The organism is Zwartia vadi (genome assembly GCF_030410375.1).
GTDB classification, from domain to species: domain Bacteria; phylum Pseudomonadota; class Gammaproteobacteria; order Burkholderiales; family Burkholderiaceae_B; genus Zwartia; species Zwartia vadi.
Map to the genome: position 1 here is coordinate 45,020 of NZ_JAUHHE010000003.1, position 26,614 is coordinate 71,633.

Here is a 26,614-nt window from a genome sequence, read left to right on the forward strand (position 1 = left end):
AAGTCTGCTAGCATGAGCGAGGTTTTTATTTAACATTTCGTTAAAAATAATCACTTTGCACTTGGAGCATTCGAGATGTCGACGTCCATCGAAAACAAAGGCTATACGGTCCTGCACAACTCACTTGTCAATCGTGGGACTGCCTTTACTGAGGCGCAGCGAAAAGCCGCCGGCCTCGAGGGTCTTTTGCCACCCGGCGTTGATACTCTCGAGTTGCAAATCGCGCGCGTTCACACTCAACTCGATCTTCTCGACTCTGATCTGCAGCGATATTTGTTTTTGATGGATTTGCAAAGTCGTAATCAAACATTGTTTTACGCAGTGTTGATGGGAGACCCAGCTAAATTCATGCCGCTGGTCTACACGCCGACTGTGGGCGAGGCCTGCCAAAAATTCGATCATATTTTCCGCTCGACACGCGGGCTATACCTGCCAATCAGTGCCAAGGGACGCCTAAAAGAGCTGATGTCGAACTGGCCTCAGAAAGATATCCGGTTCATCGTTGTCACGGATGGGGAGCGCATCCTCGGACTAGGCGATCTAGGCGTTGGCGGCATGGGCATCCCCATCGGCAAGCTCGCTCTTTACACTGCGGTTGCTGGCGTCCCCCCCGAACTCACTCTACCGATCACGCTGGATGTTGGTACGAACAATCAGACTCTGTTGGATGACCCCCTTTATTTAGGCTTGCGCCAAAAGCGTGTTCGAGACGACAACTATCACGCATTTATTGCGGAATTTGTCGATGCTGTCCAAACACTTTATCCAAAATGTTGTTTGCAATGGGAAGATTTTGCCAACTTCAATGCTGTCTCGATTCTTAATACCTACAAAGATAAAATCTGTACGTATAACGATGACATACAAGGCACTGCAGGCGTTGCGCTCGCCGGTCTCTATGCAGCGTTGCGAATTACCGGGCAGAAACTAACCGACCAACGATTTCTCTTTATGGGCGCAGGTTCCGCTGCAACAGGCATCGCTGAACTAATCAGCGAAGCAATGGTTATGGAAGGTCTGACGATCGAACAGGCCCGTGCGCGTAACTGGTTATTTGATATCAACGGACTTGTCGAATCGACTCGCACGGATCTGGCGGATTTTCAAAAACCTTTTGCACATCAGCATTCACCCTGCAAGTCATTCGTGGATGCGATCAACGCCATCAAACCTAATGGCATCATTGGGGTCAGTACCGTTCCCAAGCTCTTTAATCAGCCTGTGATCGAGGCAATGTCCAAGATCAATGCACAGCCTATTATTTTCCCCTACTCTAATCCCACCTCCCGCTCGGAATGCACTGCTGAAGAAGCCTATAAATGGTCTAACGGTCAGGCAATTTTTGCTAGCGGCAGCCCCTTTGATCCTGTGACGCTCGGTCCAAAGACCTTCGTTCCAGGCCAAGGCAATAACGTTTATATTTTCCCCGCCATGGGCATGGCCGTTCTGGCGACTCAATCCAAACGCGTCACGCAGCAAATGTTTATCGTCGCAGCTAAAGCCGTTGCCGAACAAGTCACACAAGAAGATCTGAACTCGGGGCTCATTTATCCGCCTCAGTCACAGATCCTGGCCGCTTCACTGCATACCGCAGCAAAAGTCGCCACCTATGTCTTTGATAACGGTTTAGCGCGTATCGAGCGACCAAAGGATATTGCTGCACACATTCAGGAAATGGCCTACAAGCCAGTCTATGGTGACTGACCGCATCGCAAATGTCGCCCAGGCCGCGGCACTGCTTCATGCAAACGGCCAGACGACACAGCGGGTCATCGAGGCGACCACTCGACTGGCCCGTGCCTATGGGTATGAAGCCATCGTCCTGCCTCAGTGGGATGTGATTATCTTGCGCTTTCGACCGCTTGGCGCGGACGTTCATACCCTGTGGCGCGATGAGATGGTGCATATTCGACCGACAGGCGTCGATATGAACAAGGTGGCGCAAACCACCCACATGATTGATCGTCTGTCTGCCAGTCCCATGCCTTTGACCGAAACAGAGGTGTTGCGCTCGGAACAAGAGTTGCGGGCCATTGCCGCACTCAAACCAAGCAGCAATCTTCGGTTTGTGTTGATGGCGGGTCTCGGTGCGTCTGCGCTCGGATTGATTTTTGGTGTGACGAGTCACCTGACACTTGCGCTGATCTTTTTTGCCGCAGCACTCGGTGCGATATGTCGTCGCAGCCTCGCGGGTGAAAACCTTTTTGTTCAACCGCTCGTTGCCGCCTGGGTAGCGGGTCTGGTAGGCGGAGGCGCGCAATATTTTTTCTCCGACACGCAGCTGCAATTTGTCGACATTACACCTTGCATGATTCTCGTACCGGGTGCGCATATTTTGAATGCCTCACTTGACCTCACAAGGGGCCGGATCAGCCTGGGTGTCGCGCGTCTTACCTACTGCCTCATGATCCTGTTGGCAATCTGCGCAGGACTGTTGGTGGGCCTCACTATGACAAAAGGTTCGTTGACCGATGGCATGCTATCCACGCAAGTCCCTCTTTGGCTCGACATCCTCTCTGCAGGTTTAGCGGTTGCTGCGTTTGGTGCTTTCTTTTCACTGCCTTGGCGCATACTGCTTGCACCAATAATAGTGGGAATGATTTGTCATGCCAGCCGTTGGCTGATTTTAGAAAACGGCGGCGGTGTTGTCCTGGGAGCTTTTGTCGCCTGCCTGATCGCCGGCACGGTCACAGCGATCCTCGCACGCTACCTCAAACTTCCCTTTGCCGCGCTGGCCTTTAGCGCAGTGGTCTCGATGATGCCGGGTATCTTTGTGTTTAAGCTCGCAAGCGGTCTGGTCGAAGTGTATCTGGCGGGAAGTGCGGCAACGCTGTCCATGCTCGCCGAGGTAGTTGCCAACGGCACAGCGACATTTCTCATTGTCATGGCAATGACCTTTGGTCTGATTGCACCCAAAATGCTGATCGATGGCTGGATTGAAGCTCGAGAACGCTAGACAGTTAATTTGATTTCTTATTTGATTTCTTCAAATATATTGAATAGTCCTTTCGCCAAGTCACTGTTCATTTTGCCTCCAATGTTGACCACAATGATTCCAATCTAATCTATACAGAGACTGGAATACCTCCGTACGGACTTTTCATGCCGTAACGGTCAAATCGCGCTTTACCTCACCTAAAATCCGGGCTTTTATCGATTTCCTGCTGGAGATCTTCGACCCTAACCAGCGACCGAACATCAAAACGCGTATAGATATTGGATCAGGTAGGAAAAAGTCTCGCTAAATATGATTTAGAATGCATGATTCACAATATTAAAATCAACTTGAGTTGAATCATGACTATTCGTTTAAATCATCAACTACTGCGAAGCTTAGTGCTTCGTTTTTTTTGTACAGCGGCCGTCACGATCTCTGCTGCGAGTCATGCTTTCTTTCCATTCATCACGGATGACACAGGCACGCAAGGTGAAGGTGGCAATCAGCTTGAGCTTCAATATGTCTTTATCAAAGAACGAGGCATCGGGATTGCTGAAGATGGTACTTATTTCAAAGGCGAATACGGCACAAGCAACGCCTTTCCTATGACCTATACACGTGGACTGACTGACGATCTCGATATGTTCGTTGGCATTGTTCGCCAAACCTCTCCAACCAATGGCTGGATGAATGCCGAGATAGGCGTCAAATGGAGATTTGCGGGAAATGGCGAAGAGGGCTGGAGCTTTGCCATCAAGCCTGCACTGTTGACTCCCGTTTCACGCAGCATGGAGGCCTCTGGCCTTGGTAATGCCAAAACAAATGGCACCGTCGCATTGATCAGCTCCTACGTTCAACCAAAGTACGAAGTCCATTTGAATGCCCGATACACCAGCAATCTATCCTACAGCGGTGCTGAGGAAAATCAGGCAAAACACCTCTGGGGCGTCTCGGTTTCGCCCGTCTGGGTGTTAAATCAGCAATGGAAACTGGGGCTTGATGCGGGATTAGAAACTAATCCCAACGCTACGAGCTCCCAGGCCGCCTTCGCACAAATCGGAGCGGTCTATGCACCCGTTAAAAACCTTCAACTAGGTTTGGGTCTACTGGGTAATCGCGCCTTGGGTAGTCCCAGTCGAGAATATAACTGGTCGATTATGACTGGCGTCACTTGGCAGTTTTAATTTACTCAGCCAATAGACGCATTGCTGCGATCAAATCAGACTTGCCCTCAAAGCCAATCCCGGGTAGCGGTGGTAAGTCGATGTAGCCATCTTTCACTTGAACGCCATCAGGAAATCCGCCATACGGCTGGAATAAGTCAGGATAACTTTCATTCCCTCCAAGCCCCAAACCTGCCGCGATGGCAAGAGACATTTGATGGCCACCATGGGGAATACAACGGCTTGCAGACCAGCCATGTTCCTTGAGCATTTCCAATGTACGGAGATACTCCACCAACCCATAGCTCAGGGCACAGTCAAATTGCAACCAATCGCGATCTTTTCGCATACCGCCATAGCGGATGAGATTGCGAGCATCCTGCATCGAAAACAGGTTTTCACCCGTCGCCATCGAGCCCTGATACACCTCGGACAGTCTGGCTTGCAACGCATAGTCAAGCGGATCACCTGGCTCTTCGTACCAGAAAAGTGGATATTGGGACAAAGCTTTTGCGTAACTGACTGCAGTCGCAAGATCGAAGCGTCCATTGGCATCGACAGCCAGCTGTTGTCCAGGCTGAAGCATTTTTAAAACATATTCGATTCGCTGACAGTCTTCAGCAAGCGATGCGCCTCCGATTTTCATTTTTACGACCGAATAACCTCGATCTAAATAGCTTCGCATTTCCTGACCGAGCTTTTCAAGGCCTTTTCCCGGATAGTAGTAGCCACCCGCCGCATACACAAATACCCTAGGCTGAGCCACTCCATTTCCGTATTGCTCTGCCAAAAGCTGAAAAAGAGGCTTTTCCGCGATTTTCGCTACCGCATCCCAAATCGCCATATCAATCGTACCGACTGCAACTGAACGCTCTCCATGACCTCCCGGCTTTTCGTTAGTCATCATGCGGGCCCAGATTTTATGCGGATCTAGGTTGGAGCCCTCTTCGTTGAGCAATGTGAGAGGATCCGCCTCAAGCACACGAGGTGCGAAACGCTCGCGGATGAGACTTCCTTGGCCATAGCGGCCATTTGAGTTGAAGCCGTAACCAATGACGGGCTTACCTTCTCGAATGACATCGGTTACGACTGCAACCAAACTTAATGTCATTTTGGAAAAATCGATATAAGCGTTACGGATATCTGATTTGATTGGACGTGTGGACTCTAGAATATTGACGATTTTCATGTTGCTGATACTTTATGAATGAAGGGATGAACCACCGCATATGATGAGTTCTTGACCTGTGATCGCTGCGGCCGACTCAGAGAGCAAAAAACAGACCAGAGCCGCGATCTCACTAGGCTCGATGAGCCGCCCGATTGGCGGTAAACGTGGCTGACTTTGAACGCGATCAGGGTCCGACAACATCGCTGTCGCTGTCGCTGCCGGAGAAACTACATTCACAGTCACGCCTGTCGGTGCAAGTTCTGCGGCCCAACTTCGGGCCATTGCAACAAGCGCGGCTTTAGTCGCAGCATATTGGCCACGGCCAGCCATACCTTGAGCAACGCGACTACCGATGTAAACAATCCGTCCACCACCTTGACTCACCATGGAAGGACTCAAGGCATTTGACATAACTGTGGCGCATTGATCGTGAATGGACCACATCAATAGCCCGTCTGAACAATCAAGATTGCCTAGCCTGCCAACACGCATCAAGCCTGCTGCATGGACAAAGCCATACACTCTAATTTCAGATAATTCACGCTTTAGAGAGTCAAAATCAGTAAGATCGATTTGGGTGTGTGAATAAGACGGATGGTCAATGCTTGACTCCGCCCTATCCCACCCCAGCACAAACCATCCCGCTGCAAGCAGATGCTCTGAGATGGCTCGTCCAATACCAGAGCTGCTGCCGGAAACGAGAATGACTTTGGCTGACTTACTCGACACGAATCTTTCCCTCGGTAACTATTTTTTGAGATCTATCCATATCCTCTTTCTGGAACTTGATGAAATCAGCTATCGAGCCATCTGTGACCAACAAACCTTGTTTGATCAAGTTTTCACGGATATTGGAGGCGAGCGCCTTGTTTACCTCAGCATTCAATTTTTCTTGTATGGCTTTCGGTGTTTTGATTGGCGCCCATAAGCCGTACCAACTGTAGGCTTCAAAGCCGGGGATCGACTCTGAGACTGTAGGTACGTCAGGAAGATTAGGGGTGCGGCTCGCCGAGGTCACAGCAATCACGCGAACCATCCCGCTCTTGTGAAATTGAAGCGAGCCCAAAATCGGATCGATGAATCCATCAATTCGACCACCAACCAGATCATTCAGAGCCGGCGATGTTCCCTTGTAAGGAATGATATTGACATCATAACCACCCGCCTTTTTTAACTGCTCAGTCGCCAAATGTCCTGCCGAACCAATCGAACCTACAGCAAAGTTGACTTTTTCTGGCTTTGATTTGGCATAAGCAACCAAAGACTTGATATCCGTCACTGGCAAATCCTTGTTGATTGCGATGGAAAGAGGCGCCTTTGCTACCAATGCAACAGGGGCAAAATCACTCACGACAGAGTATGGAACCTTGGACATCGTCATCGGTGCCGTTGTGAACGTCGAAGCGTTAAATAACAAGGTATATCCGTCTGCCGGTGCTTTTGCAACAGCGTCTGCACCAATCGTCCCATTACCTCCCGGCCTGTTTTCAACGACAAACTGCTGACCTGTTTGCTCGCTTAATTTAGCGGCAAGTGTTCGACCCACTGAATCTAGCGTTCCTCCGGGAGGGAAAGGAATAATCACGCGTACAGCTTTGCTTGGAAAATTTTGTGCGGCCGCAGTCAGAGAAGTCGTCGCTAATAAGGCAGCAAAGGCTGTCAATACAATACGTCGTGTGTTCATTTGTCATTCTCCGTAATGGATTTTTTAATTCAATGATTTCAAATTTAGCGTTTCAATAAACCAGCCTGTGAAACTGCCGCACGCAAAGCAGCCATTTCCTGCGCATTAGGCAATTCAGTTGGTGGACGAACGGTGGCGCTGTCCAATACTCCTGCCAGATACATTCCACTTTTCATGCGGGCATGCGCTTCGCCTGTCGGCTCGCCTCCGCCGTAGACAGCATCCTTTAAAGGCGTGATGACTGCTTGTATTGCCATAGCCTGTTTGAGATCTCCGGCCTTGACTGCATTCCACAGATCGATAATCAGTTGGGGTATAAAGGTCGCAAAGCCGACTAATGCCCCATCCACGCCCTGGACCATTGAAGCCAGCAAATACTCATCGTGGCAGGTCAGAATAGATTTACTTGAATCGGCCTCACGAATCGCCTGAATATCCCGAGCGTACTTGTTCATGTCGCGCTGTCCGACTTTAAAAGCCTGCAGATAGGGAAGCTTGGCTAACTCCGCTAATAATTGCGAAGAGTAAGAGGCGCGCGTCCAGGCAGGATAGACATGGCAAACCAGATCAAGATCAGGTGTGGCCTGATGAATGGCATCAAAATACTGAAGAGCGTGATCTCTTGTAAATCCAAATCTAAGCCAGTGATGCGGAGGCATCACATCAAGCGCTACAGCACCTGCAGCTTTTGCGGCTTTGGCGTGAGCCGCTGCATCTGAAAGACCCTCGCACACGATTGACGAAATAACAGGCGTTTTTCCTTTAAGTTCGTCGGCAACGATTCGCGTGACCTCCACGCGCTCCTCCGGCGTTAGGGAAAACACCTCCCCCGTGTGTCCGTTCGTCATGACAGCCACGACACCATCGTGGCTAGCCAGCCATGAGGCGAGTTTTCTGAGAGCGGGCTCATCAATTCTGAAGTCAGAGGTAAATGGGCAGGAAATGGCTGGAATAATTCCTTTGTAATTTTTGATTTGTGGCATAGTCGTTATACTCTTTGTTGAATTGAGACCTATTCATTCTGCTTACTTCTGCCCAGGCAGGCCAATACTTAAAACGCATAGAACTATTCATTCTCTGAATCACTCACTTCGAAGATCAATATGGGACCCGGCAATCGACCCTTGGACTTAGACTGGCTTGAAGATTTTGCCGTGCTGTGTGAAACAGAAAATTTTTCGCGTGCGGCTGCTATTCGCTGCGTTGCACAACCTGCGCTAAGTCGTCATATCCGTTCTCTGGAGGAGTGGGTTGGCGTCGAACTCATTGATCGCGCTGCACATCCCATTCAGCCGACTGCGGCAGGACAAAAATTCAAGGTTCAAGTTGAAATTATCTTGGCTGCATTGGAAGCATCAAGAATTAAAGCTCGAGCCGCACATGACGCGGAATCTGCAAGTTTGCGTTTTGCAGTGACGCACTCTCTTTCCTTGACCTTCTTCCCAGGCTGGCTGGCGTCGCTTGAAAATAGTCATCGCTTCGGAGCGGTACAGACTTTTTCTGACAGCTTTCAGGCATGTGCCGAGATGATGAGCATGAGAAAAGTCCAATTCATGTTGTCTTATGGACACCCGGACATTCCCTCTCGACTTGATCAGGATAACTACCCTGTACTCACCCTTGATCGCGATATGCTGGTACCGGTAACGGGAATCAAAAAAGATAAAGGACCTCAGTATCATCTTGATTCATCTTCTGTGATTCCAGTGCTTGAATACAATCAAAGCTCTGCTCTTGGTCTGATCGCGTCAACCAAACTCAAACCTCTGCTCTCCAGTCAAAATCAGAGTAGTCAAGCTCTGAACATTTCTGTCGTTTTTACAGCGCACAATGCCATGCTGCTCAAAACCATGGCCATTAGTGGTCGAGGTATCGCATGGATTCCCCTCTCATTAGTCCAAGAGGAGTTAACAAGCCAAAAGCTTGCTCTTGTCGGTGATTCGACCTGGCAAATTCCAATTGACATCAAACTGTATCGACAAAAAGCCGAGATGAGTCAACCCGCCGAAGCTGTTTGGAAAACTCTTCTTGAGAGCGCGTCACGCGTCACGTCGATTTAAGCCCCAAGCGCTTGGCGAGTTTGTGAAAATTACTTGTATCAATATCCAAACATCGAGCGGCCTTGGCCCAATTTCCATCTGACTGCGAGAGCGCTCGCCTGATGTGCTGTCGTTGAAACAGGTCAGTTGCCTGACGCAATGACAGTGCTTCGTTAGCCTGAGCGTCCTGCAAAATATCAATCAACTCCGAATCCATCACTCGTTGAGAATCAACCGAAATTTGGTTCGAATTTTCCAACATGAGCAACTCTGGCTCAAGTGTCAAAATCTCATCGCGACTGGCACCACGACTGACGGCGCGTAACGCCGCCCGACTGATCACATGCTCAAGCTCTCTGACATTGCCGGGCCAGTCATATCGACACAAAGCAATTTCTGAACGCTCTGACAAGCGCAGACTGCGAAGACCCAGTCTCGAACGATTGATCTCAAGAAATCGGCCTGCGAGAATCAACACGTCTGTTTCACGTTCACGAAGAGGCGGGATATGAACAGGGTAAACAGAGAGTCGATGGTAGAGATCAGCCCTAAATCGCCCCGCCCTGACGCTCTCTTGCAGCTTGCGATTCGTTGCAGAGACAAATCGCACATTCACTTTTCTGGGCATGTCTTCGCCGAGACGCTGCACCTCTCCGTTTTGTAATGTACGTAACAATTTAGCCTGGATGGAAAGCGGTAATTCGCCCACCTCATCCAAAAACAAGGTCCCGCCTTCAGCTGCTTCGATACGACCAATGCGATCTGTCGTTGCTCCAGAAAAGCTTCCTTTACGGTGTCCGAATAACTCGCTCTCAGCTAAAGTCTCGGGCAAAGCGGCGCAATTGACTTGAACCAATGTGCCGCGGTGTCTAAGTGACTGACGATGTACGCGTTGTGCAAACAGGTCCTTACCGACACCAGTCTCGCCAAGCAACAAAATGGGAAGATCTGATTCTGCTGCGACATCGAGTTCGCGAAGCACGGCAAGAATCACAGCGCTTTGACCCAAAATTTCATCTGAAAAGCCCTGCATGGGACGCTCGATCAAATCGCTGCCTCTAAACAAGCGCAAACTTCGATTCTCTTCTTCGAGGCGCGACACGCGCACTGCGGCTTCAACAACCAAAGCAAAGGCACTCAGTCTTTCAATATCCGTGAGTTTGAACGACTTGCCTTCAAAGGCATCGAGTGTCAGCGCACCCCACAATATGCCTTCAAGATGGAGACTGATGCCCAAACAATCATGCACAGGCAGTGGTTGACCTAATTGGTCGTCGAGTAGACCATCGTAGGGATCGGGCAGAGGATTACCCGGTACAAAATGAACGGGGGTTCGCGTGGACAAAATACTCGCCAGCCTTGGGTGCTGCGCGATCACGAAACGTCGACCGATCGCCTCCCGCGCCAGACCCTCGAAGGCGACTGGCGCGAGAGTATCGCCTTCAATTCGTAACAAACCGACTGCATGACAGTTGAATTGATCACGAATCACACGCACCATTCGCTGCGCACGCACGGCGCGAGGTAAATCTGCAATCATGTCCGTGATGAGAGAGAGCTCTGCATTCATCGCAATCAATGACCTATAAAAACGATGGAATTGAAATAAAAACAATAGTGGTGATAATAACCATTTAACGGTTTATTTAACCATAATTTGTCAGTGTACTTTTAACCATATTTATATAAATTACAATGATTTCATATAGTTAAGATCTGGCATCGGAATTGCTTAAGAAAAGGAACACTCTTAATAAAGGAAATACCATGACAGCACTACTTGATCGTTCTATCGGCTCAATTGCATGCGACGTTCCAGGTGCCACTCAAGTTTTTCATGAGAACAAACTCGATTTTTGCTGCGGTGGACATCGCAGCCTGCGAGAAACGCTCGAGCGCCGGAAAATCACAGATCCGCAGCCTATTATCGAGCGACTGACCACGCTCATGGCATCACAGGCCGATACTCACAACTCGCTTTGGACTGAGCAAAGCAATGATGCGCTTATTGACCATATATTGATGCGGTACCACCAACGGCACAGAGAGGAACTGCCTGAATTGATTCGACTCGCCAGGCGTGTCGAGCAAGTCCATGGCGAGCGTCAAGACTGTCCAAAGGGACTAGCTGACCATCTCTCGGACATGCAGCAAGAACTTGAAAGTCATATGATGAAGGAAGAGCAAATTCTCTTTCCGATGTTACGGCGCGTGTCGGCTTCGCAAGTCAGTGCGCCGATTTCAATGATGCGTTATGAACACGATCAACATGGCGAAGCGCTTGCGCGCATCGAGCATCTGACAAACGACATCACCGCTCCGGCAGATGCATGCAATACATGGCGAGCGTTATTCGCAGGTTTACGCCAGTTGAGGGAAGATTTAATGCAGCACATTCATCTCGAGAACAATATTTTGTTCGCAAGTGATCGATCAAAGACTCAAACACAGGCTCAACTCGCGTGACGGACTTTTTTACTCCACACAGTGCAGGCTTCGACTCGCCCATCGAGCTACTTGAAGCCTGCCATGAAAAAGTCAGACGATTCGCAAAACTCACTCAGAGAATTGCTCAGCATATCGAAACAACGGGCATCGATAGCAAAACACGAGAGGCCGCCCAATCCGTCCTCAGATACTTCACTATCGCCGTCCCGCTGCATCATCAGGATGAAGAGGATGACCTTTTTCCTGCCCTCAAAAGCTTATCTCCTGCAACGATTGGTGAAGAAGCATTTAAGAACCTCAACAACAGCATTCAAGAGCTTGAAGCGGAGCATGAAACGCTAGGTCGCTTGTGGCGTGAAATAGAAAACTGGCTCAAAGTTATCGCGGGAAATAATACGAGCACACCACCAAAATGTCTGAATGAATTTACAGAAAAATACATTCAACATGCCGATCTTGAAGAACAGACCCTATATCCACACGCCCGTTTGCTTGCTCCAGAGACACTTAGCAGACTCGGTTTAAAGATGGCCGAGCGCAGAGGGCACAGAATGCTTGACCTCAATCAAGCAATTTGAAAGATGTTCTAAAAAGCTCTGCCCCTCTCACAAAAAACACAATATGTAGTGTTAGGATTCATCAAACAACACAACATAGGGTGTCAAATGAATCCCTCAATCACCACACCATTTCCCATCAGTATCAATGTTGAACAAGCGATGGAAGAGTATCTCGAGCAACGCGACTGGCGCGTCAATGCCAACGCCAATCAGGGATACAGTCTGGGCGGCCTGATTCTGAACGTCGCGGGCAAAGTCACAGCAAACTACTGGCTGTCACATATTTTCAGTCCCGAGTCGGGTGCCGCACACCGCAATGGCGATCTCCACATACACGATCTGGATATGCTTTCAGGGTACTGCGCAGGCTGGTCACTGCGCCAACTACTCAGAGAGGGATTCAACGGCGTGCCAGGAAAAGTTGAAGCCTCGCCCGCAAGGCACATGTCTGCCGCAATTGGTCAGATTGTTAATTTTCTGGGCACGCTCCAAAATGAATGGGCTGGCGCGCAAGCCTTCAGTTCCTTTGATACCTATATGGCGCCGTTCATACGCAAAGATGAAATGACGTATCGACAAGTCAGGCAATGCATGCAGGAGCTGATCTACAACCTGAACGTTCCGAGCCGCTGGGGGACGCAAACTCCTTTCACCAACCTCACCTTTGACTGGACATGTCCGGCAGATCTCAAAGAGCAAATCCCCTATGTAGGTGGTATTGAGATGCCCTTTTCTTATGGTGATTTGCAAGAAGAAATGGATATGATCAACCGTGCCTATATCGATGTGATGATGGCCGGAGACGCGCTAGGTCGAGCTTTTACCTTTCCCATCCCCACCTACAACATCACTCAAGATTTCCCCTGGGAACATCCAAATACCACTCCGCTCTTTGAAATGACGGCCAAGTACGGTTTACCGTACTTTCAAAACTTCCTGAATTCAGATCTTGAGCCTCATATGGTGCGTTCAATGTGCTGCCGTCTTCAACTCGATCTGCGCGAACTGCTCAAGCGAGGTAATGGACTCTTTGGTTCAGCCGAACAAACGGGCAGCGTGGGCGTGGTCACGATCAACTGCGCAAGGCTGGGATATCTCTTTGCAGGAGACGAAGACGCACTGATGGCTCGCCTGGACGAACTCTTGAACATGGGATGTGATGTTTTAGAACGCAAAAGAACAACGGTTCAAAAGTACATAGATGAAGGACTCTATCCTTATACAAAACGTTATCTGGGGACATTAAGAAATCACTTCAGCACGCTGGGGATCAATGGTCTAAACGAGATGCTCAGAAACTTCAGTCACGACGACTTTGATATTTCCTCGCCCAAAGGTCAAGATTTTGCCCTGCGATGCCTGGACCACGTCAGAACTCGGATGACTGAGTTTCAAGAAACGACCGGTCATCTTTATAACCTCGAGGCCACCCCTGCAGAAGGCACAACCTACCGTTTCGCAAAGGAGGACAAGAAGCGCTGGCCCGATATTTTGCAAGCAGGCACTCAGGACCAGCCCTACTACACCAACTCCAGTCAACTTCCTGTTGGCTATACAGACGATCCATTTGAGGCACTCAGTTTGCAAGAGAGCTTGCAATCGAAGTACACAGGAGGAACTGTTCTTCATCTCTACATGAATGATGCGATATCAAGCGCACAAGCCTGCAAACAACTCGTCAGACGTGCTTTGAGCAACTTCAGAGTGCCTTACCTGACTATCACACCCACATTTTCAATCTGTCCTAAACACGGATATTTATCCGGACATCATGAGTTTTGTCCAACGTGCGATATGGAGATCATCGTCCGGGAAGCACATTCTCAAGCAGCCTAACTAAAGGAGTATTCAATCATGGTACCAAACACCACCCCGCCAATGATGCATAAAAATACCTTGCCGCCCGACCATCAAAGAACACGTTGCGAAGTCTGGACACGTGTCATGGGCTATCACCGTCCGGTGAGCTCGTTCAACATCGGGAAAAAAGGCGAATTCAATGAACGTAAGTTCTTCAGTGAATTTAACAAAGCATGAAAGAAACGGGCCCTCTATCGGAGGCTTCACCGCCTTTTCGACCGTAGACTGGCCAGGGAAACTTGCGAGTACCATCTTTGTCTCGGGTTGCCCCTGGCGGTGCCACTACTGTCATAATCCTCACCTCCAAAAGCGCTACCAAGGTGAGTCCTGGCCTGACATACTCTCCTTTCTGAAGTCTCGCGTCAATTGTCTGGACGGTGTTGTCCTGTCTGGCGGCGAACCCCTCAGCGATCCGTTTTATGAACAGATGACTGACGACATCCGCCAGCAAGGATTTGAGCTCGCACTACACACGGCGGGGATGTATCCGGGACGTCTGGAAAAAATTCTTCACTGTATTGAATGGGTCGCACTAGACATAAAAACGACTCAGCGACGCTATGAAAAACTGACAGGGCAAGCCAAGAGCTTTCAGCAAACGGCAAAATCTCTCGAGATATTATTGTCATGGGACGGAAATTTTGAATGCAGAACAACATGGTCGCCTGAATGGCTGCCTGAAAATGAATTACTTGATTTAGCGCAAGACTTATCTCGCCAAGGTGTGAGGGAATATGCCATACAGCGTTTCAGAGCCCCGGGAGCGCACACAAGCCATGTTTCACTCAGTCCTCGCTCTCTCAGTCATTTGAAGGATCTGTTTGAAACCTTTTCTTATAGGTGAGGAAATGGGACAACAGATATCACTTGATCAGCTGCTCAAACACATACCGCTTGTTGAAGCAATCAGCTGCAAAGAAAGGCAATACCTGGCAGATGCCTCAAAACTTGTCCGACAGCCTAAAGGCAGCCATGTTTTCAAACGTGGGGATCGAGCGACAGGTCTTTACGTTGTGATCACAGGACAAATAAAAATCGTGATTCCTGGTGTTCAGGAGCATGACAAAGTGATTGAATTTTTTCGGGCAGGCCAACACTTCGGCGAAGCCGTCATGTTTCTAGATCACCCGTACCTGATCGATGCGCAGGCGCTAGAAGATACGCTTCTCGTTTTGATCGGACGCGATGCCCTTTTGAGTGTCATGGCCTCGAATGCGCTCTTCATGAAGAAAATATTGGATGGGCTGGCATTGCGATTTGAAACATTACTACACGATATCGAAGTTGTGAACCTACCCTCTGCTGCAGCTCGAGTGGCCGACTACCTGCTTCGAAACTCGACTATGCATCATGAGATCGATCTGTCTATTCCTAAAAGAACGATCGCATCAAAGCTCGGGTTACAGCCCGAGACGTTTTCCAGAGCCTTGCATCAACTCAGTGACGAGAAATGCATCGTAGTGGACAAGGCAAAGATCACCATCATCAATCGCGAAGCTCTTATGCGCCATGCGCCTCAGCTTGACATGGCAGACAAGATACTCAGTGTTGAACACCAAAGCCTCTCTCAACAGCATAAATCGCTGCCTGTACCCGATTGGTCAAACCCAGTTTCTTTAAAATACTCTGAATGTGGATTTTGACTGTACTTTCGGCCAAATTCAGTTCGCGGGCAATTTCCTTGTTACTTAAACCAGAGGCAAGCTGGGCAAGGATATCCCCTTCCCTAGGAGTAAGCTTGCTTGTTTCGGAAGGTGTCGGTTCGTACCCTCTACGCAAATTAGCCACGAGTTTCGCAGTCATTTCATTGGAAATAACAGAATCACCTTGCATGGCGCGTCTTATCGCCCCGAGAAAAAAATCCGCATCAATATTTTTAAGCAGATAGCCAACAGCGCCATTTTTCAGAGCAGTCGTGAGGTCCTCCCCCTCCTCGGAGACCGTCAAAAGAATAATGCGGCATGCGGGCACCTCCTCTTGAATAAGTTTGATCGCGTCAAGGCCAGAAAGCCCGGGCATATGCAGATCAAGCAAGACCACATCTGGTTGTAACGCTTTCGCACGCTTGACACCTTCAATACCGTCGGAAGCCTCTCCAACGACATCAAAATCATCATGCCTTTGCAACAACAACTTGATGCCGCTGCGAAATAGCGCATGATCGTCAACAAGCAAAACTCTAATGGGAGAGATCATCACATTAACCGGTTGAACGATTTTCTTTAGGCAGGTACAGGGATACCGAAGTTCCAGACAAAGGCTTGGATACGACGGAAAGAGAAGCTTGCAATCTAACGGCGCGTTCCCGCATGATTTTCAAACCAATGTGGTGCTCTTCATTTGTCTTGGATCCATCCGCATCAAACCCTTGCCCATTGTCAGAAATGGTCAAATTAAAATCATCTTGATCATCCAGAATGATTTTCACTTGATCCGCATTCGCATGTTTGCGAATGTTAGAGAGTGCCTCTTGGACAATAAAGAGTATTTGCAGTTGATGCTCTGGTGGCAAAGGAGGACCTTGATGAAGCACTTGGACAGAAACGGCAATACCCGTTTGCTTTTTAAATCGCTCAGCAGAAGCTCGAATCGCATCAACAATATCGCCTTCGTCAAGTTTGATTCGAAAATTAGTCAACAGTTCTCGAACATCGTCGTAACTTTCACGCACACCCAGTTCAATCAGCTTGATCACCTCTTTGACTTCATCTTGCTTGCCTCTCGCAATCGAATCTTCCAGCATCTGAACCTGTAACTTCAAAAAATTCAGTCCCTGGGCAATCGAGTCATGCAAACCCTGTGCCATGAGATTACGTTCCTCGGCGATTGCAAGTTCCCGTGTACGAGCGAGCAGACGCTGATTTTCGATCGCGACGCCCAAGTGCTGCCCCAAGGTATTAAAGAGTCTTCTGTCATCTGAGGAAAACTCCCTAGGCTCCTGAAAGTGCAGGGTGTAGCTCCCCAACTGATGTCCTGCATGAACAATCTGTGCAATAGCAATCGCCGTAAACCCCTCCTCTCGGCAACGCAAGCTAAACTCCTGAGGCAAATTTCGAAAATCGTGCAAAACCATGACACCCTTTTCAGAGGCTTCTCCACACAGACAATCACCAGCATGCAAGCATTGTTCCTGTTTGACAAACTCAAGCGAGAGCCCCTGATGCACAGTCAAATGCAAGTTTTTTTGACGCGGATCAAGAATCCGGACAGTTCCGCCGTCTGCTGAAAAATACTCAATGAGACGCGCCAAGAATCCCCGACAGCGCTGTTCGAGATCACCGGCTTGACTTAGGTAGGCAGAGAACTCATACAACGTCGAAATTTCACGGTTTTGCTGAGCTAGTTGCTGAGTCTTTTCCTCTACCCGCTGCTCAAGATCGCGATACAAATGACTGAGCTGGGATGCCATGTCATTGAAGCCTTGCGCCAGCTCGCCGAGCTCGTCACCACCCTCGACAGGTACTCTATAGGAAAAATTCCGCGTGGACATTTGAGCAATCCCCAGGCGAAGAGATTCGACAGGCCTGATGACCCACCCGTACAATAAATAAACGATACCCACGCAACCCGCAATCATCAAAACTATCACGACCATTTGGGAGCCGCGAAGCAACGCGGTATCCTTGGCATTTTGCGCTTCTATCAAGGAAACGAGGGCATCGGATTGCTTAACAAACTCCGGTAAATCATCAAGATAGGACTTAATCGCGAATCGATCCTGACCTAATGTCGATTCGACACGCATGAGTGCAGGTTGTAATTGTTCGATCCACATGTAGCGCACGCGCTCAAACTGCTCTTGAACACCTTCCGATTTAGGCAAACGCAGCGGTCGCTGAGGATCCCCCTCGCGCAAGGCGAGTAAAGTTTTATTGAATAGACTTGCGCGCTCAACGATTTCTTTTTGAGAGACAGGCTGCTCCGTCATCAACAAACCAATTCGTATTGACTGCATACGTAGACTACCAGTGTCGTTAATCGCCGCAGCAGCACCTTCGAGCGCCCAAGATAACCACAGCGTGACCATCACCATGGTTAGCCCAAAGATTAACGTTGTCAACGCAACTGAAACAAGCCTCACGCCAAGACGATAATTGCGGCCGATCGCAATCCGCGTCCCAACGGACGCAGACTCCCGCGGGGACTCCTCGATATTTCGCAGGTTTGTTTGGTTCGCGGTCGCGGTCATTGTTTGAATATTTGGCAGCAGATGGTTGAGTTTAATCTTTCTTATTCGATAGAGGGATTCAACGCGCATACCATTGGTAAAAATGTACCTGCTCGCTTGGAGTAAGCCAGCAACTCGCCAGCCTCAAGATCAAAATACCAACCGTGCAGTGTCAAGCGCTTCTCCTCCACCGCCTCTTTTATCCAGGGAAAGCTCATCAGATTATTCAAAGAGTTCAGGATAGATGACTGTTCACACACCTTGCACTTCACCTCGAATGGAGCATTACCAAATGCCGCTAATGTTTCTCGTCTGGCTGACTCAGCAATGCTGACCCACATGGAAATGAAATCAACCGGCTCTTTGACTCTACTGTCATCCATCAACGCCCGGATCCCTCCGCATCTGGCGTGCCCCAGCACAATAATCCTTTCCACTTGCAAATTTTGGACGGCAAACTGGATCGCCGCGCTCACGCCGTGATGGCTTCCCTCGTTCGGCTCGCAAGGCGGCACTAAATTCGCAACATTCCTAGAAACGAATAGCTCACCGAGTTCTGCCCCGATCAAATGCGCTGGGTCAACCCGTGAATCGCAGCAACCGATCAAAAAAGTGCGAGGATGCTGAGCCTGAGTAAGCTCCTCGATAAACTCGTGATCTTCTCCATAATACGTTTTTTGAAACTGCTCAAAACCATTGATGAATTTTTCGAGATCGTGTTTGGGCATCGCGTTTTCCTAGAACTAGCCACCTGTTTGCGACATAAATCGCACGATTTTTTCGGGAATTTCATTAAAGTGATGGCGCTCTGGCTTGAGCTCAATCGCCTGACGTAAGATTTCCTCGATATCTTCATCTGTCGCGCCGTTGCGCAAATGAGGTCTGAGCTCGACTTTCTCATCCTCGCCAAGACAAAGATATATCGTGCCATCCACAGACATCCGCAAGCGATTGCACGTTTCGCAAAAGTGCTGACTCATCGGCGTAATGAATCCGATTTGACCTTTTCCATCTCTTGTCCTCCAGTAGCGTGCCGGACCGCCGCCCATCACTTTGATTTCAGGAATCAAGTCGAGATTTTTACGCAACGTGTCGATCACAGGACCAAGCGGCGTGTATCCACTCGCCAAACCTGTACTTCCGACTGGCATTGTTTCAATAAGTCTAAGGATCAACCCGCGGCTGATACAAAACTCAGCCATGGACTGGACCTCTGACAAATTGACCTCAGGCATCACCACCATATTCAGCTTGATAGGCGAGAAGCCAACGGCTTGCGCGATATCTAGACCAGCCATCACATCACTCATGGAATCACGTCCGGTGATCTGGATCATGCAATCCCGCGATAAAGTATCCATGCTGATATTGAGTCTTCGCACGCCGGCTTCGTACAAGGCTTCTGCATGTTTGACGAGTTGCGTTCCATTGGTCGACAACGAAAGATCAGACAAGCCCGGCAGTTTGTTCAAACGCCCCGCCAAGTCGGGCAGATGGCGTCTCAACAAAGGCTCACCGCCGGTTAAACGCACGCGGGATGTACCCATGCGCACAAAAATTCCAACGACGCGCTCAATTTCATCAAAGGTCAGCCAGTCACCTGGCTCTTCAAACCCTTTGAAGCTTTTAGGCATGCAATAACTGCAGCGCAAGTCGCAACGATCCGTCACGCTCAAGCGCAAATAGTCGATTTTTCGACCGAACCGGTCTGCCAAGGGAGCGAGTTGTGTATCCATGGGCATATTTTCACCTTCTATGATGAATTTAACCATGCGTCATTCGGCTAAATGAACCTAGTCCTTTAGTAGGGGGAGTCTAGGTCCATTGCTTCGGCATCCTCCCGCCATTGGAGAATGGGCAACGCTCCTCTGTTCTCGTAGTCTGTTCAGTATCAAACACGAACGACTCAGGAGACCACTACCGTGGAATCAACTCAAAAAAAATCGATCATGGTTTTGACGTCAAGTACGCTTGCCTTCACGATCTGCTTTGCTGTCTGGATGATGTTTGCGGTCATCGGCATACCGATCAAAAAACAACTCGATCTCAGTGAAACGCAGTTTGGTCTGCTGGCCGCGATGCCTGTTCTGACGGGATCACTCGTACGAGTGCCTTTAGGGCTCTGGACCGATCGGTTCGGCGGGAGGATCGTTTTCTTTTTGCTCATGCTCAGCACAGTGCTACCCATCTGGATGATGTCCTATGCTACCCAGTACTGGCACTTTTTAGTCATCGGTATGTTCGTAGGTCTGGCAGGTGGGTCATTTTCCGTAGGGACTCCTTATGTCGCACGCTGGTTTCCTAAAAACCGACAAGGCTTGGCAATGGGTATTTTTGGTGCGGGAAACTCTGGATCAGCACTCACTAAATTTGTAGCCCCCGGACTCATCGTACTGGCGGGTGGATCCTGGACAATCGTTCCACAAGTTTACTCAGTCGCCATGCTGGTCACGGCGATTCTTTTCTGGATATTTACCTCAACAGACCCAGCCCACAACGCCTCAAACTCAGTCAGTTTGAAAGAGCAACTCAAGATGCTCAAAGATCCGAGAGTGTGGCGCTATTGCCAATACTACTCAGTCGTATTTGGAGGCTACGTTGCCTTGGCGCTCTGGATGACAAGGTATTACGTCGGCGAATATGGTTTCAGCATTCAGACTGCGGCTCTCTTGGCGGCGTGCTTTTCTCTCCCGGGCGGTATTTTGCGGGCTTTCGGGGGCTGGATCTCTGATAAATACGGCGCCTACCAAACAACCTGGTGGGTCATGTGGGTGTGCTGGGTTGCCTTTTTTCTCTTGAGCTATCCACAGACAGACTTCACCATCCTGACCGTTGATGGTTCACGCACTTTCCGTATCGCGCTTTCACCAACAATCTTCACCATTCTGCTATTCATCGTAGGCATTGCAACGGCGATTGGTAAAGCCTCTGTTTTTAAATTCATTTCTGATGACTTCAGCGGCAATATCGGAGCCGTGTCAGGCATCGTCGGTCTCGCTGGTGGAATGGGAGGTTTTGTATTACCCATTATGTTTGGCGCTCTGGTGGACATCACAGGTGTCAGGACTTCAGCCTTCATGCTTTTGTACGGCACTGTCTGCATCTCGCTGATCTGGATGCACTTCAGTTTCAGAAAAGAAACGGTCGCAAAAGGTCAGGCGGCCCTCGCCTCGCAACATTAATCGATCACCCGGAGCACACAACATGTCAACACCTTATGTACTTAAGCGCTGGGAACCTGAACAACCAGAGTTTTGGAATACAGAAGGCAAGAAGATTGCCAATAGAAATCTTCTGATCTCCATACCGGCTCTGATGCTCGCTTTCAGTGTCTGGATGTTGTGGTCAGTCGTGGTTGTCAATTTGAATAAAGCAGGATTCAGCTTTAGCAAAAATCAAATGTTCTGGCTAACTGCACTTCCTGCCTTGTCGGGCGCAACCTTGCGTATCTTTTACTCATTTCTCGTACCAATATTCGGTGGGCGCAGATGGACCGCCATTTCGACTGCGAGTTTGTTGATTCCCGCATTTGGGATGGGTTTCGCCCTTAGAGACACCAGCACAAGCTACCCCACGTTACTCATGCTTGCTCTTCTTTGCGGCTTTGGCGGAGGTAACTTTAGCTCCTCAATGTCTAACATCAGTTTTTTCTTTCCAAAAGCAAAGAAAGGGCTGGCAACGGGTCTGAATGCGGGTGTGGGAAATCTGGGCGTCTCAGTTGTCCAGTTTGTCACGCCTCTGGTGATTTCTATCGGCATGTTCGGTGCAATCGGTGGGGACGGTCATTCGACAACAACTGTCACAGGCGGCACACAAACCATCTGGCTACAAAATGCCGGTTTTATCTGGGTGCCATTTATCCTGGTTGCGTCTCTGGCCGCTTGGTTTGGGATGAACGATATCGCTGACGCGAAAGCATCCTTTGTCGATCAGGCAGTGATATTTCGTCGCAAGCATAACTGGCTGATGTGCTGGCTGTATATAGGCACTTTCGGTTCGTTCATTGGATTTTCAGCAGGGCTCGCACTGCTGACTCAGTCACAGTTTCCAGATGTAAATCCAACTCAATACGCATTCCTCGGTCCTTTAGTGGGTGCGGCTGTACGTCCGCTCGGGGGCTGGGTCTCAGACAAGATTGGTGGGGCACGGGTGACGTTCTGGACATTTTTACTCATGATCTTCTCTGTCCTAGGCGTGATGTACTTCCTGCCCGGCAATGGAAACGCAGGTAATTTCGTTGGGTTTTTGACGATGTTCATCATCCTGTTTGCCTTGACTGGTATTGGTAATGGCTCAACATTCAGAATGATCCCCGTCATCTTTCTCCAAGAACGTCAGCACGCCGCCGAGAAAGATGAAGCGTCACAGAGGCGCGCCGCTCTCGATGGCGCCAAAGAAGCAGCGGCTGTTCTCGGGTTTTCGGGCGCAGTGGGTGCCTATGGTGGCTTCTTCATTCCAAAAAGTTTTGGAACCTCGATTGACATCACTGGCACCCCACATGCGGCTCTGATTGTATTTATCGCGTTTTATGTAAGTTGTCTATTCGTGACCTGGTGGTGCTACTCCCGGAGAAACTCACAGATGCCATGCTGACCGATACACACAAACTAATCACAAAGAACTAGTCCCCTCCTCACAATGCACTGATTGATCAGTACGTTTGGAGAATTGGCGGCATCGCCTTGCATCCGTAGGATGACGTCAGGACTCGGGCCTCTCGAGGCAAGCAGAATTGGAGAAAGAGTAATGAGTCATTTTTTAGATCGATTAACGCACTTTAAGCTTCCCGTGGAATCATTTTCAGGTGATCACGGTCGCGTCACCAGCGAAGACCGTACTTGGGAAGATGCCTATCGCAACCGCTGGGCGCACGACAAAATTGTCCGTAGCACCCATGGCGTGAACTGTACAGGCTCCTGCTCGTGGAAAATATACGTCAAAGGCGGCATCGTCACTTGGGAAACCCAACAAACAGACTATCCTCGCACACGCTGGGATATGCCCAACCATGAACCACGAGGCTGTGCCCGCGGCGCGTCTTATTCTTGGTATCTCTACAGCGCAAACCGCGTTAAACACCCTATGGTGCGGGGTCGTTTGCTCGAACGATGGCGCACGGCTTTAAAAGTCGCCAAAACGCCTGTGGACGCCTGGGCCTTGATTGCCGACGATCCTGATGCAAGACGAGACTATCAACAGCTACGCGGCATGGGTGGTTTTGTTCGCAGCTCTTGGGATGAGGTGAACCAACTCATTGCAAGCGCAAACGTTTACACCATTAAAAAATACGGACCTGATCGCATTATCGGCTTTTCACCGATTCCGGCCATGTCCATGATTAGTTATGCAGCCGGTAGTCGCTACCTATCCCTGATTGGTGGCGTATGCATGAGTTTTTATGACTGGTATTGCGATCTCCCTCCATCTAGCCCACAAGTATGGGGTGAACAGACAGACGTGCCTGAGTCTGCAGACTGGTACAACAGCAACTACATTATTGCGTGGGGCTCTAACGTTCCCCAGACTCGCACACCTGATGCGCACTTTTTTACTGAAGTCAGATACAAAGGCACAAAAACTGTTGCCGTCACACCTGACTACTCGGAAGTCGCCAAACTCGCAGACCTGTGGTTACACCCTAAACAAGGGACGGATGCCGCCCTTGCAATGGCGATGGGCCACGTTGTGTTGAAAGAGTTTTATTTTCCCGACAATGGAAAAAAGCGCAGTCCGTATTTTGATCAATATGCAAGACGGTATACCGACCTGCCCTTACTCGTCATGCTCAAGGAAAAAATACTTGAGGACGGCACGGTTACGATGGTACCCGACCGATATGTCCGCGCAAGTGATCTGCAAAGCGATCTAGAGCAGGACAATAATCCAGAGTGGAAAACCCTGGCCTTCGATAAAAGTGGTCAAGTCGTCTTGCCTCAAGGATCGATCGGTTTTCGTTGGGGTGCAGAGGGACGCAGTGATCAAGGCAAATGGAACCTGGAGTCCAAAGACGCAAAGACCGGAAAGGAAATTGAACTAAAGCTCTCGATTATCGAAGATGGTGAACAATCACACCAGCTTGTTCAAGTCAGCTTCCCCTATTTTGGTGGCAATGCCACGCCGCACTTTACACATAACAAAACGACTCAAGAGATTAACAATGCAAAGGTACCTGCGGTCAAGTTGAAGTTATCTGACGGTCAGGAAGTGATGGTTGCAACCGTGTTTGACCTGCAAGTCGCACAATACGGTATAGATCGCGGCTTTGGTAGTGGCGCCAAGAACTTCGACGACAATGCAGCCTATACACCCGCCTGGCAAGAGAGCATTACTGGCGTGCCTCGTCAACAAGTTATTACGGTCGCGCGAGAGTTTGCCGAAAATGCTCACAAGACCGAAGGCCGCTCCATGGTTATCATCGGGGCCGCAATGAACCACTGGTACCACTCGGACATGAACTATCGTGGAGTGATCAATTTATTGATGCTGTGTGGCTGCATTGGTAAAAGTGGCGGTGGCTGGGCACACTACGTCGGGCAGGAAAAACTCAGACCTCAAACGGGATGGACTGCCCTGGCATTCGCACTGGACTGGATGCGTCCTCCCCGTCAAATGAACAGCACTAGCTTTTTCTATGCGCACACAGATCAGTGGCGTTATGAAAAGTTGACAATGGAGGAGATCGTATCGCCACTTGCGGACAAAAAAGTCTACGGCGGCAGCATGATTGACTACAACATTCGGGCCGAAAGGATGGGCTGGTTGCCTAGCGCGCCACAACTTAAAACCAATCCTCTCGAAGTAGCCAAGCAGGCAAATGCGGCAGGTGTAGATCCCAAAGACTTTGTCGTCAATGGTCTCAAAGATGGAACGCTAGAGATGAGTTGCGAGGATCCGGATGCCGTTGAAAACTGGCCGCGCAACATGTTCGTTTGGCGCTCGAATATCCTGGGATCAAGCGGCAAGGGACACGAGTATTTTTGCAAACACTTGCTTGGTACAGAAAATGGTATTCAAGGCAAAGATCTTGGTGTCGACGATGCCAAACCCTCAGAGGTCAAATGGCATCAAAATGCCCCTGAAGGCAAACTGGATTTGCTAGTCACTCTGGACTTCCGGATGTCAACCACTTGTCTCTACTCTGACATCGTATTACCAACCGCTAGCTGGTATGAAAAAAACGACCTCAATACCAGCGATATGCACCCCTTTATCCATCCTCTGTCCGCGGCGGTTGATCCTGTCTTTCAATCCCGTTCGGACTGGGAAATTTACAAAGGCTTTGCCAAAGCCTTTAGTGAAGTCTGCGTAGGTCACCTCGGCGTTGAAAAGGAAATCGTCATGACACCCCTCATGCACGACACCCCTGCCGAGTTGGCCCAAGCTTTCGAGGTCAAGGAATGGAAAAAAGGCGAATGTGAACTGATTCCGGGTAAAACAGCCCCTCAAATTGCAGTCGTTGAGCGGGACTATCCAAACGTGTATAAGCGCTTCACCGCTCTGGGTCCACTGATGAACAAGGTTGGAAACGGAGGCAAAGGCATCGGCTGGAATACAGAGCTCGAAGTCACGCAACTCGGTCAACTAAACGGTTTGACCCAGGAAGAAGGCGTGACAAAAGGTATGCCAAAAATCGTGAGTGACATTGATGCATGCGAAGTCGTTCTGCAACTTGCGCCTGAAACCAACGGACATGTAGCCGTCAAGGCGTGGAAAGCTCTCGGTAAACAGACTGGTCGGGATCACACCCATCTGGCGATATATCGCGAAGATGAAAAAATACGCTATCGAGATATTCAAGCTCAACCGCGCAAAATCATCAGTTCACCAACCTGGAGCGGTATTGAAAGTGAAACCGTCAGCTACAACGCTGGGTATACAAATGTGCATGAGTTGATTCCTTGGCGCACACTCACTGGTCGTCAACAGTTTTATCAAGATCATCCATGGATGATAGCTTTTGGCGAAGGCTTTACGTCCTACCGTCCGCCCGTTGACTTGAAAACTACTGATGGCATACATGGTATTAAGTCAAATGGAAATACCGAAATTCTGCTCAATTTCATCACACCACATCAAAAATGGGGGATTCACTCCACCTATAGCGACAATCTGATGATGCTGACTCTGAATAGAGGCGGTCCCGTGATCTGGTTAAGCGAGGATGATGCAAAGTCTGCAGGAATTGTTGATAACGACTGGGTCGAGCTTTTCAATATTAATGGTGCGATCGCAGCACGCGCAGTTGTCAGTCAACGTGTGAATCCTGGAATGGTCATGATGTACCACGCACAGGAAAAAACGATCAACACTCCGGGATCTGAGATAACTGGCGTTCGTGGCGGCATTCACAACTCGGTCACTCGGATTGTGACGAAGCCCACTCATATGATTGGTGGCTACGCTCAATACAGCTACGGCTTCAACTACTACGGCACGATCGGCACCAATCGTGACGAATTTGTCGTAGTGCGGAAAATGAAAAATGTCGACTGGCTAGATACCCCCCGAGATGATCACCTCGCGCATGTTTATCAGTCCCAGGGCGAAAACCCCTGAGCCCACGCCAGATCAAAGGAGTTTCAA

At 49.4% G+C, this 26,614-nt stretch carries 21 protein-coding genes and 1 pseudogene; 13 read left to right on the forward strand and 9 right to left on the reverse strand.

Annotation, left to right across the window (positions count from 1 at the left end; translation table 11 throughout):
• The first annotated feature begins 75 nt into the window (after positions 1 to 75).
• The 3 genes from QWY27_RS03250 (at position 76) to QWY27_RS03260 (ending at position 4,122) form a co-directional block, all read left to right on the forward strand.
• Positions 76 to 1,704, forward strand: a complete 1,629-nt coding sequence (locus QWY27_RS03250; RefSeq protein ID WP_290194682.1) for an NAD-dependent malic enzyme — start codon at positions 76 to 78, stop codon at positions 1,702 to 1,704.
• Positions 1,694 to 2,956 carry a threonine/serine exporter family protein gene (locus QWY27_RS03255; protein WP_290194684.1) on the forward strand — a complete coding sequence of 421 codons (1,263 nt, stop codon included), beginning with the start codon at positions 1,694 to 1,696 and terminating at the stop codon, positions 2,954 to 2,956. Before QWY27_RS03250 ends, QWY27_RS03255 begins: the two co-directional genes overlap by 11 nt.
• Before the next feature lie 341 nt (positions 2,957 to 3,297).
• Positions 3,298 to 4,122, forward strand: coding sequence for a hypothetical protein (locus QWY27_RS03260; RefSeq protein ID WP_290194686.1), 825 nt, complete (start codon positions 3,298 to 3,300; stop codon positions 4,120 to 4,122).
• A 1-nt stretch (position 4,123) separates the two neighbouring features.
• On the opposite strand, the gene QWY27_RS03265 is transcribed toward QWY27_RS03260, so the two are convergent.
• Genes QWY27_RS03265 through QWY27_RS03280 form a run of 4 tightly spaced genes read right to left on the reverse strand, consistent with a single transcriptional unit; the run spans position 4,124 to position 7,939 of the window.
• Entirely contained in the window at positions 4,124 to 5,290 is a 1,167-nt protein-coding gene (locus tag QWY27_RS03265) for a mandelate racemase/muconate lactonizing enzyme family protein (RefSeq protein ID WP_290194688.1), read from the reverse strand.
• 12 nt (positions 5,291 to 5,302) lie between these two features.
• Positions 5,303 to 6,001: an SDR family NAD(P)-dependent oxidoreductase gene (locus QWY27_RS03270; protein ID WP_290194690.1), complete on the reverse strand. Its 699-nt coding sequence runs from the start codon at positions 5,999 to 6,001 to the stop codon at positions 5,303 to 5,305.
• Positions 5,991 to 6,956: a Bug family tripartite tricarboxylate transporter substrate binding protein gene (locus QWY27_RS03275; protein WP_290194691.1), complete on the reverse strand. Its 966-nt coding sequence runs from the start codon at positions 6,954 to 6,956 to the stop codon at positions 5,991 to 5,993. Before QWY27_RS03275 ends, QWY27_RS03270 begins: the two co-directional genes overlap by 11 nt.
• A 44-nt stretch (positions 6,957 to 7,000) precedes the next feature.
• Positions 7,001 to 7,939, reverse strand: a complete 939-nt coding sequence (locus QWY27_RS03280) for a dihydrodipicolinate synthase family protein (protein ID WP_290194693.1) — start codon at positions 7,937 to 7,939, stop codon at positions 7,001 to 7,003.
• 120 nt (positions 7,940 to 8,059) lie between these two features.
• Between QWY27_RS03280 and QWY27_RS03285 the strand changes: the two genes are divergently transcribed.
• The gene (locus tag QWY27_RS03285) at positions 8,060 to 9,016 is read left to right on the forward strand and encodes a LysR family transcriptional regulator (RefSeq protein ID WP_290194695.1); all 957 of its coding nucleotides are present in this window, start codon (positions 8,060 to 8,062) and stop codon (positions 9,014 to 9,016) included.
• On the opposite strand, the gene norR is transcribed toward QWY27_RS03285, so the two are convergent.
• Positions 9,003 to 10,565 carry a nitric oxide reductase transcriptional regulator NorR gene (norR, locus tag QWY27_RS03290; protein ID WP_290194697.1) on the reverse strand — a complete coding sequence of 521 codons (1,563 nt, stop codon included), beginning with the start codon at positions 10,563 to 10,565 and terminating at the stop codon, positions 9,003 to 9,005. The genes QWY27_RS03285 and norR overlap by 14 nt on opposite strands.
• Before the next feature lie 197 nt (positions 10,566 to 10,762).
• On the opposite strand from norR, the gene ytfE reads away from it, so the two are divergent.
• From ytfE to QWY27_RS03320, 6 genes and pseudogenes are all read left to right on the forward strand, one after another.
• Positions 10,763 to 11,461, forward strand: a complete 699-nt coding sequence (gene ytfE / locus QWY27_RS03295; protein WP_290194699.1) for an iron-sulfur cluster repair protein YtfE — start codon at positions 10,763 to 10,765, stop codon at positions 11,459 to 11,461.
• Positions 11,458 to 12,021: a hemerythrin domain-containing protein gene (locus QWY27_RS03300; protein ID WP_290194702.1), complete on the forward strand. Its 564-nt coding sequence runs from the start codon at positions 11,458 to 11,460 to the stop codon at positions 12,019 to 12,021. Before ytfE ends, QWY27_RS03300 begins: the two co-directional genes overlap by 4 nt.
• 123 nt (positions 12,022 to 12,144) lie before the next feature.
• Positions 12,145 to 13,839: pseudogene (locus QWY27_RS03305) on the forward strand (ribonucleoside triphosphate reductase); the annotation flags it as partial.
• 42 nt (positions 13,840 to 13,881) lie between these two features.
• Entirely contained in the window at positions 13,882 to 14,040 is a 159-nt protein-coding gene (gene nrdD, locus QWY27_RS03310; RefSeq protein WP_290195037.1) for an anaerobic ribonucleoside-triphosphate reductase, read from the forward strand.
• The gene (locus QWY27_RS03315; RefSeq protein WP_290194705.1) at positions 14,003 to 14,707 is read left to right on the forward strand and encodes an anaerobic ribonucleoside-triphosphate reductase activating protein; all 705 of its coding nucleotides are present in this window, start codon (positions 14,003 to 14,005) and stop codon (positions 14,705 to 14,707) included. Before nrdD ends, QWY27_RS03315 begins: the two co-directional genes overlap by 38 nt.
• Before the next feature lie 4 nt (positions 14,708 to 14,711).
• A complete protein-coding gene (locus QWY27_RS03320) occupies positions 14,712 to 15,506 on the forward strand; it encodes a Crp/Fnr family transcriptional regulator (protein WP_290194707.1) in 795 nt (264 codons plus the stop codon).
• Here the strand turns inward: QWY27_RS03320 and QWY27_RS03325 are convergent.
• From QWY27_RS03325 to moaA, 4 genes are read right to left on the reverse strand one after another with little or no spacing between them, the layout of a single operon-like run.
• Positions 15,406 to 16,059, reverse strand: coding sequence for a response regulator (locus tag QWY27_RS03325; RefSeq protein WP_290194709.1), 654 nt, complete (start codon positions 16,057 to 16,059; stop codon positions 15,406 to 15,408). The genes QWY27_RS03320 and QWY27_RS03325 overlap by 101 nt on opposite strands.
• 4 nt (positions 16,060 to 16,063) lie before the next feature.
• Positions 16,064 to 18,052, reverse strand: coding sequence for a type IV pili methyl-accepting chemotaxis transducer N-terminal domain-containing protein (locus QWY27_RS03330; protein WP_290194711.1), 1,989 nt, complete (start codon positions 18,050 to 18,052; stop codon positions 16,064 to 16,066).
• A gap of 41 nt (positions 18,053 to 18,093) precedes the next feature.
• Positions 18,094 to 18,759, reverse strand: coding sequence for a carbonic anhydrase (locus QWY27_RS03335; protein WP_290194713.1), 666 nt, complete (start codon positions 18,757 to 18,759; stop codon positions 18,094 to 18,096).
• Between the two features lie 15 nt (positions 18,760 to 18,774).
• Entirely contained in the window at positions 18,775 to 19,767 is a 993-nt protein-coding gene (gene moaA / locus QWY27_RS03340; protein WP_290194715.1) for a GTP 3',8-cyclase MoaA, read from the reverse strand.
• A gap of 213 nt (positions 19,768 to 19,980) precedes the next feature.
• On the opposite strand from moaA, the gene QWY27_RS03345 reads away from it, so the two are divergent.
• The 3 genes from QWY27_RS03345 (at position 19,981) to QWY27_RS03355 (ending at position 26,587) form a co-directional block, all read left to right on the forward strand.
• Positions 19,981 to 21,213, forward strand: coding sequence for an MFS transporter (locus QWY27_RS03345; RefSeq protein ID WP_290195039.1), 1,233 nt, complete (start codon positions 19,981 to 19,983; stop codon positions 21,211 to 21,213).
• Positions 21,214 to 21,235: 22 nt separating this feature from the next.
• On the forward strand, positions 21,236 to 22,624 hold the full coding sequence (locus tag QWY27_RS03350; RefSeq protein WP_290194717.1) for a NarK family nitrate/nitrite MFS transporter: 1,389 nt from the start codon (positions 21,236 to 21,238) through the stop codon (positions 22,622 to 22,624).
• 153 nt (positions 22,625 to 22,777) lie between these two features.
• Complete coding sequence (locus QWY27_RS03355) at positions 22,778 to 26,587, forward strand: nitrate reductase subunit alpha (RefSeq protein WP_290194719.1); 3,810 nt, start codon at positions 22,778 to 22,780, stop codon at positions 26,585 to 26,587.
• Positions 26,588 to 26,614 lie beyond the last annotated feature (27 nt).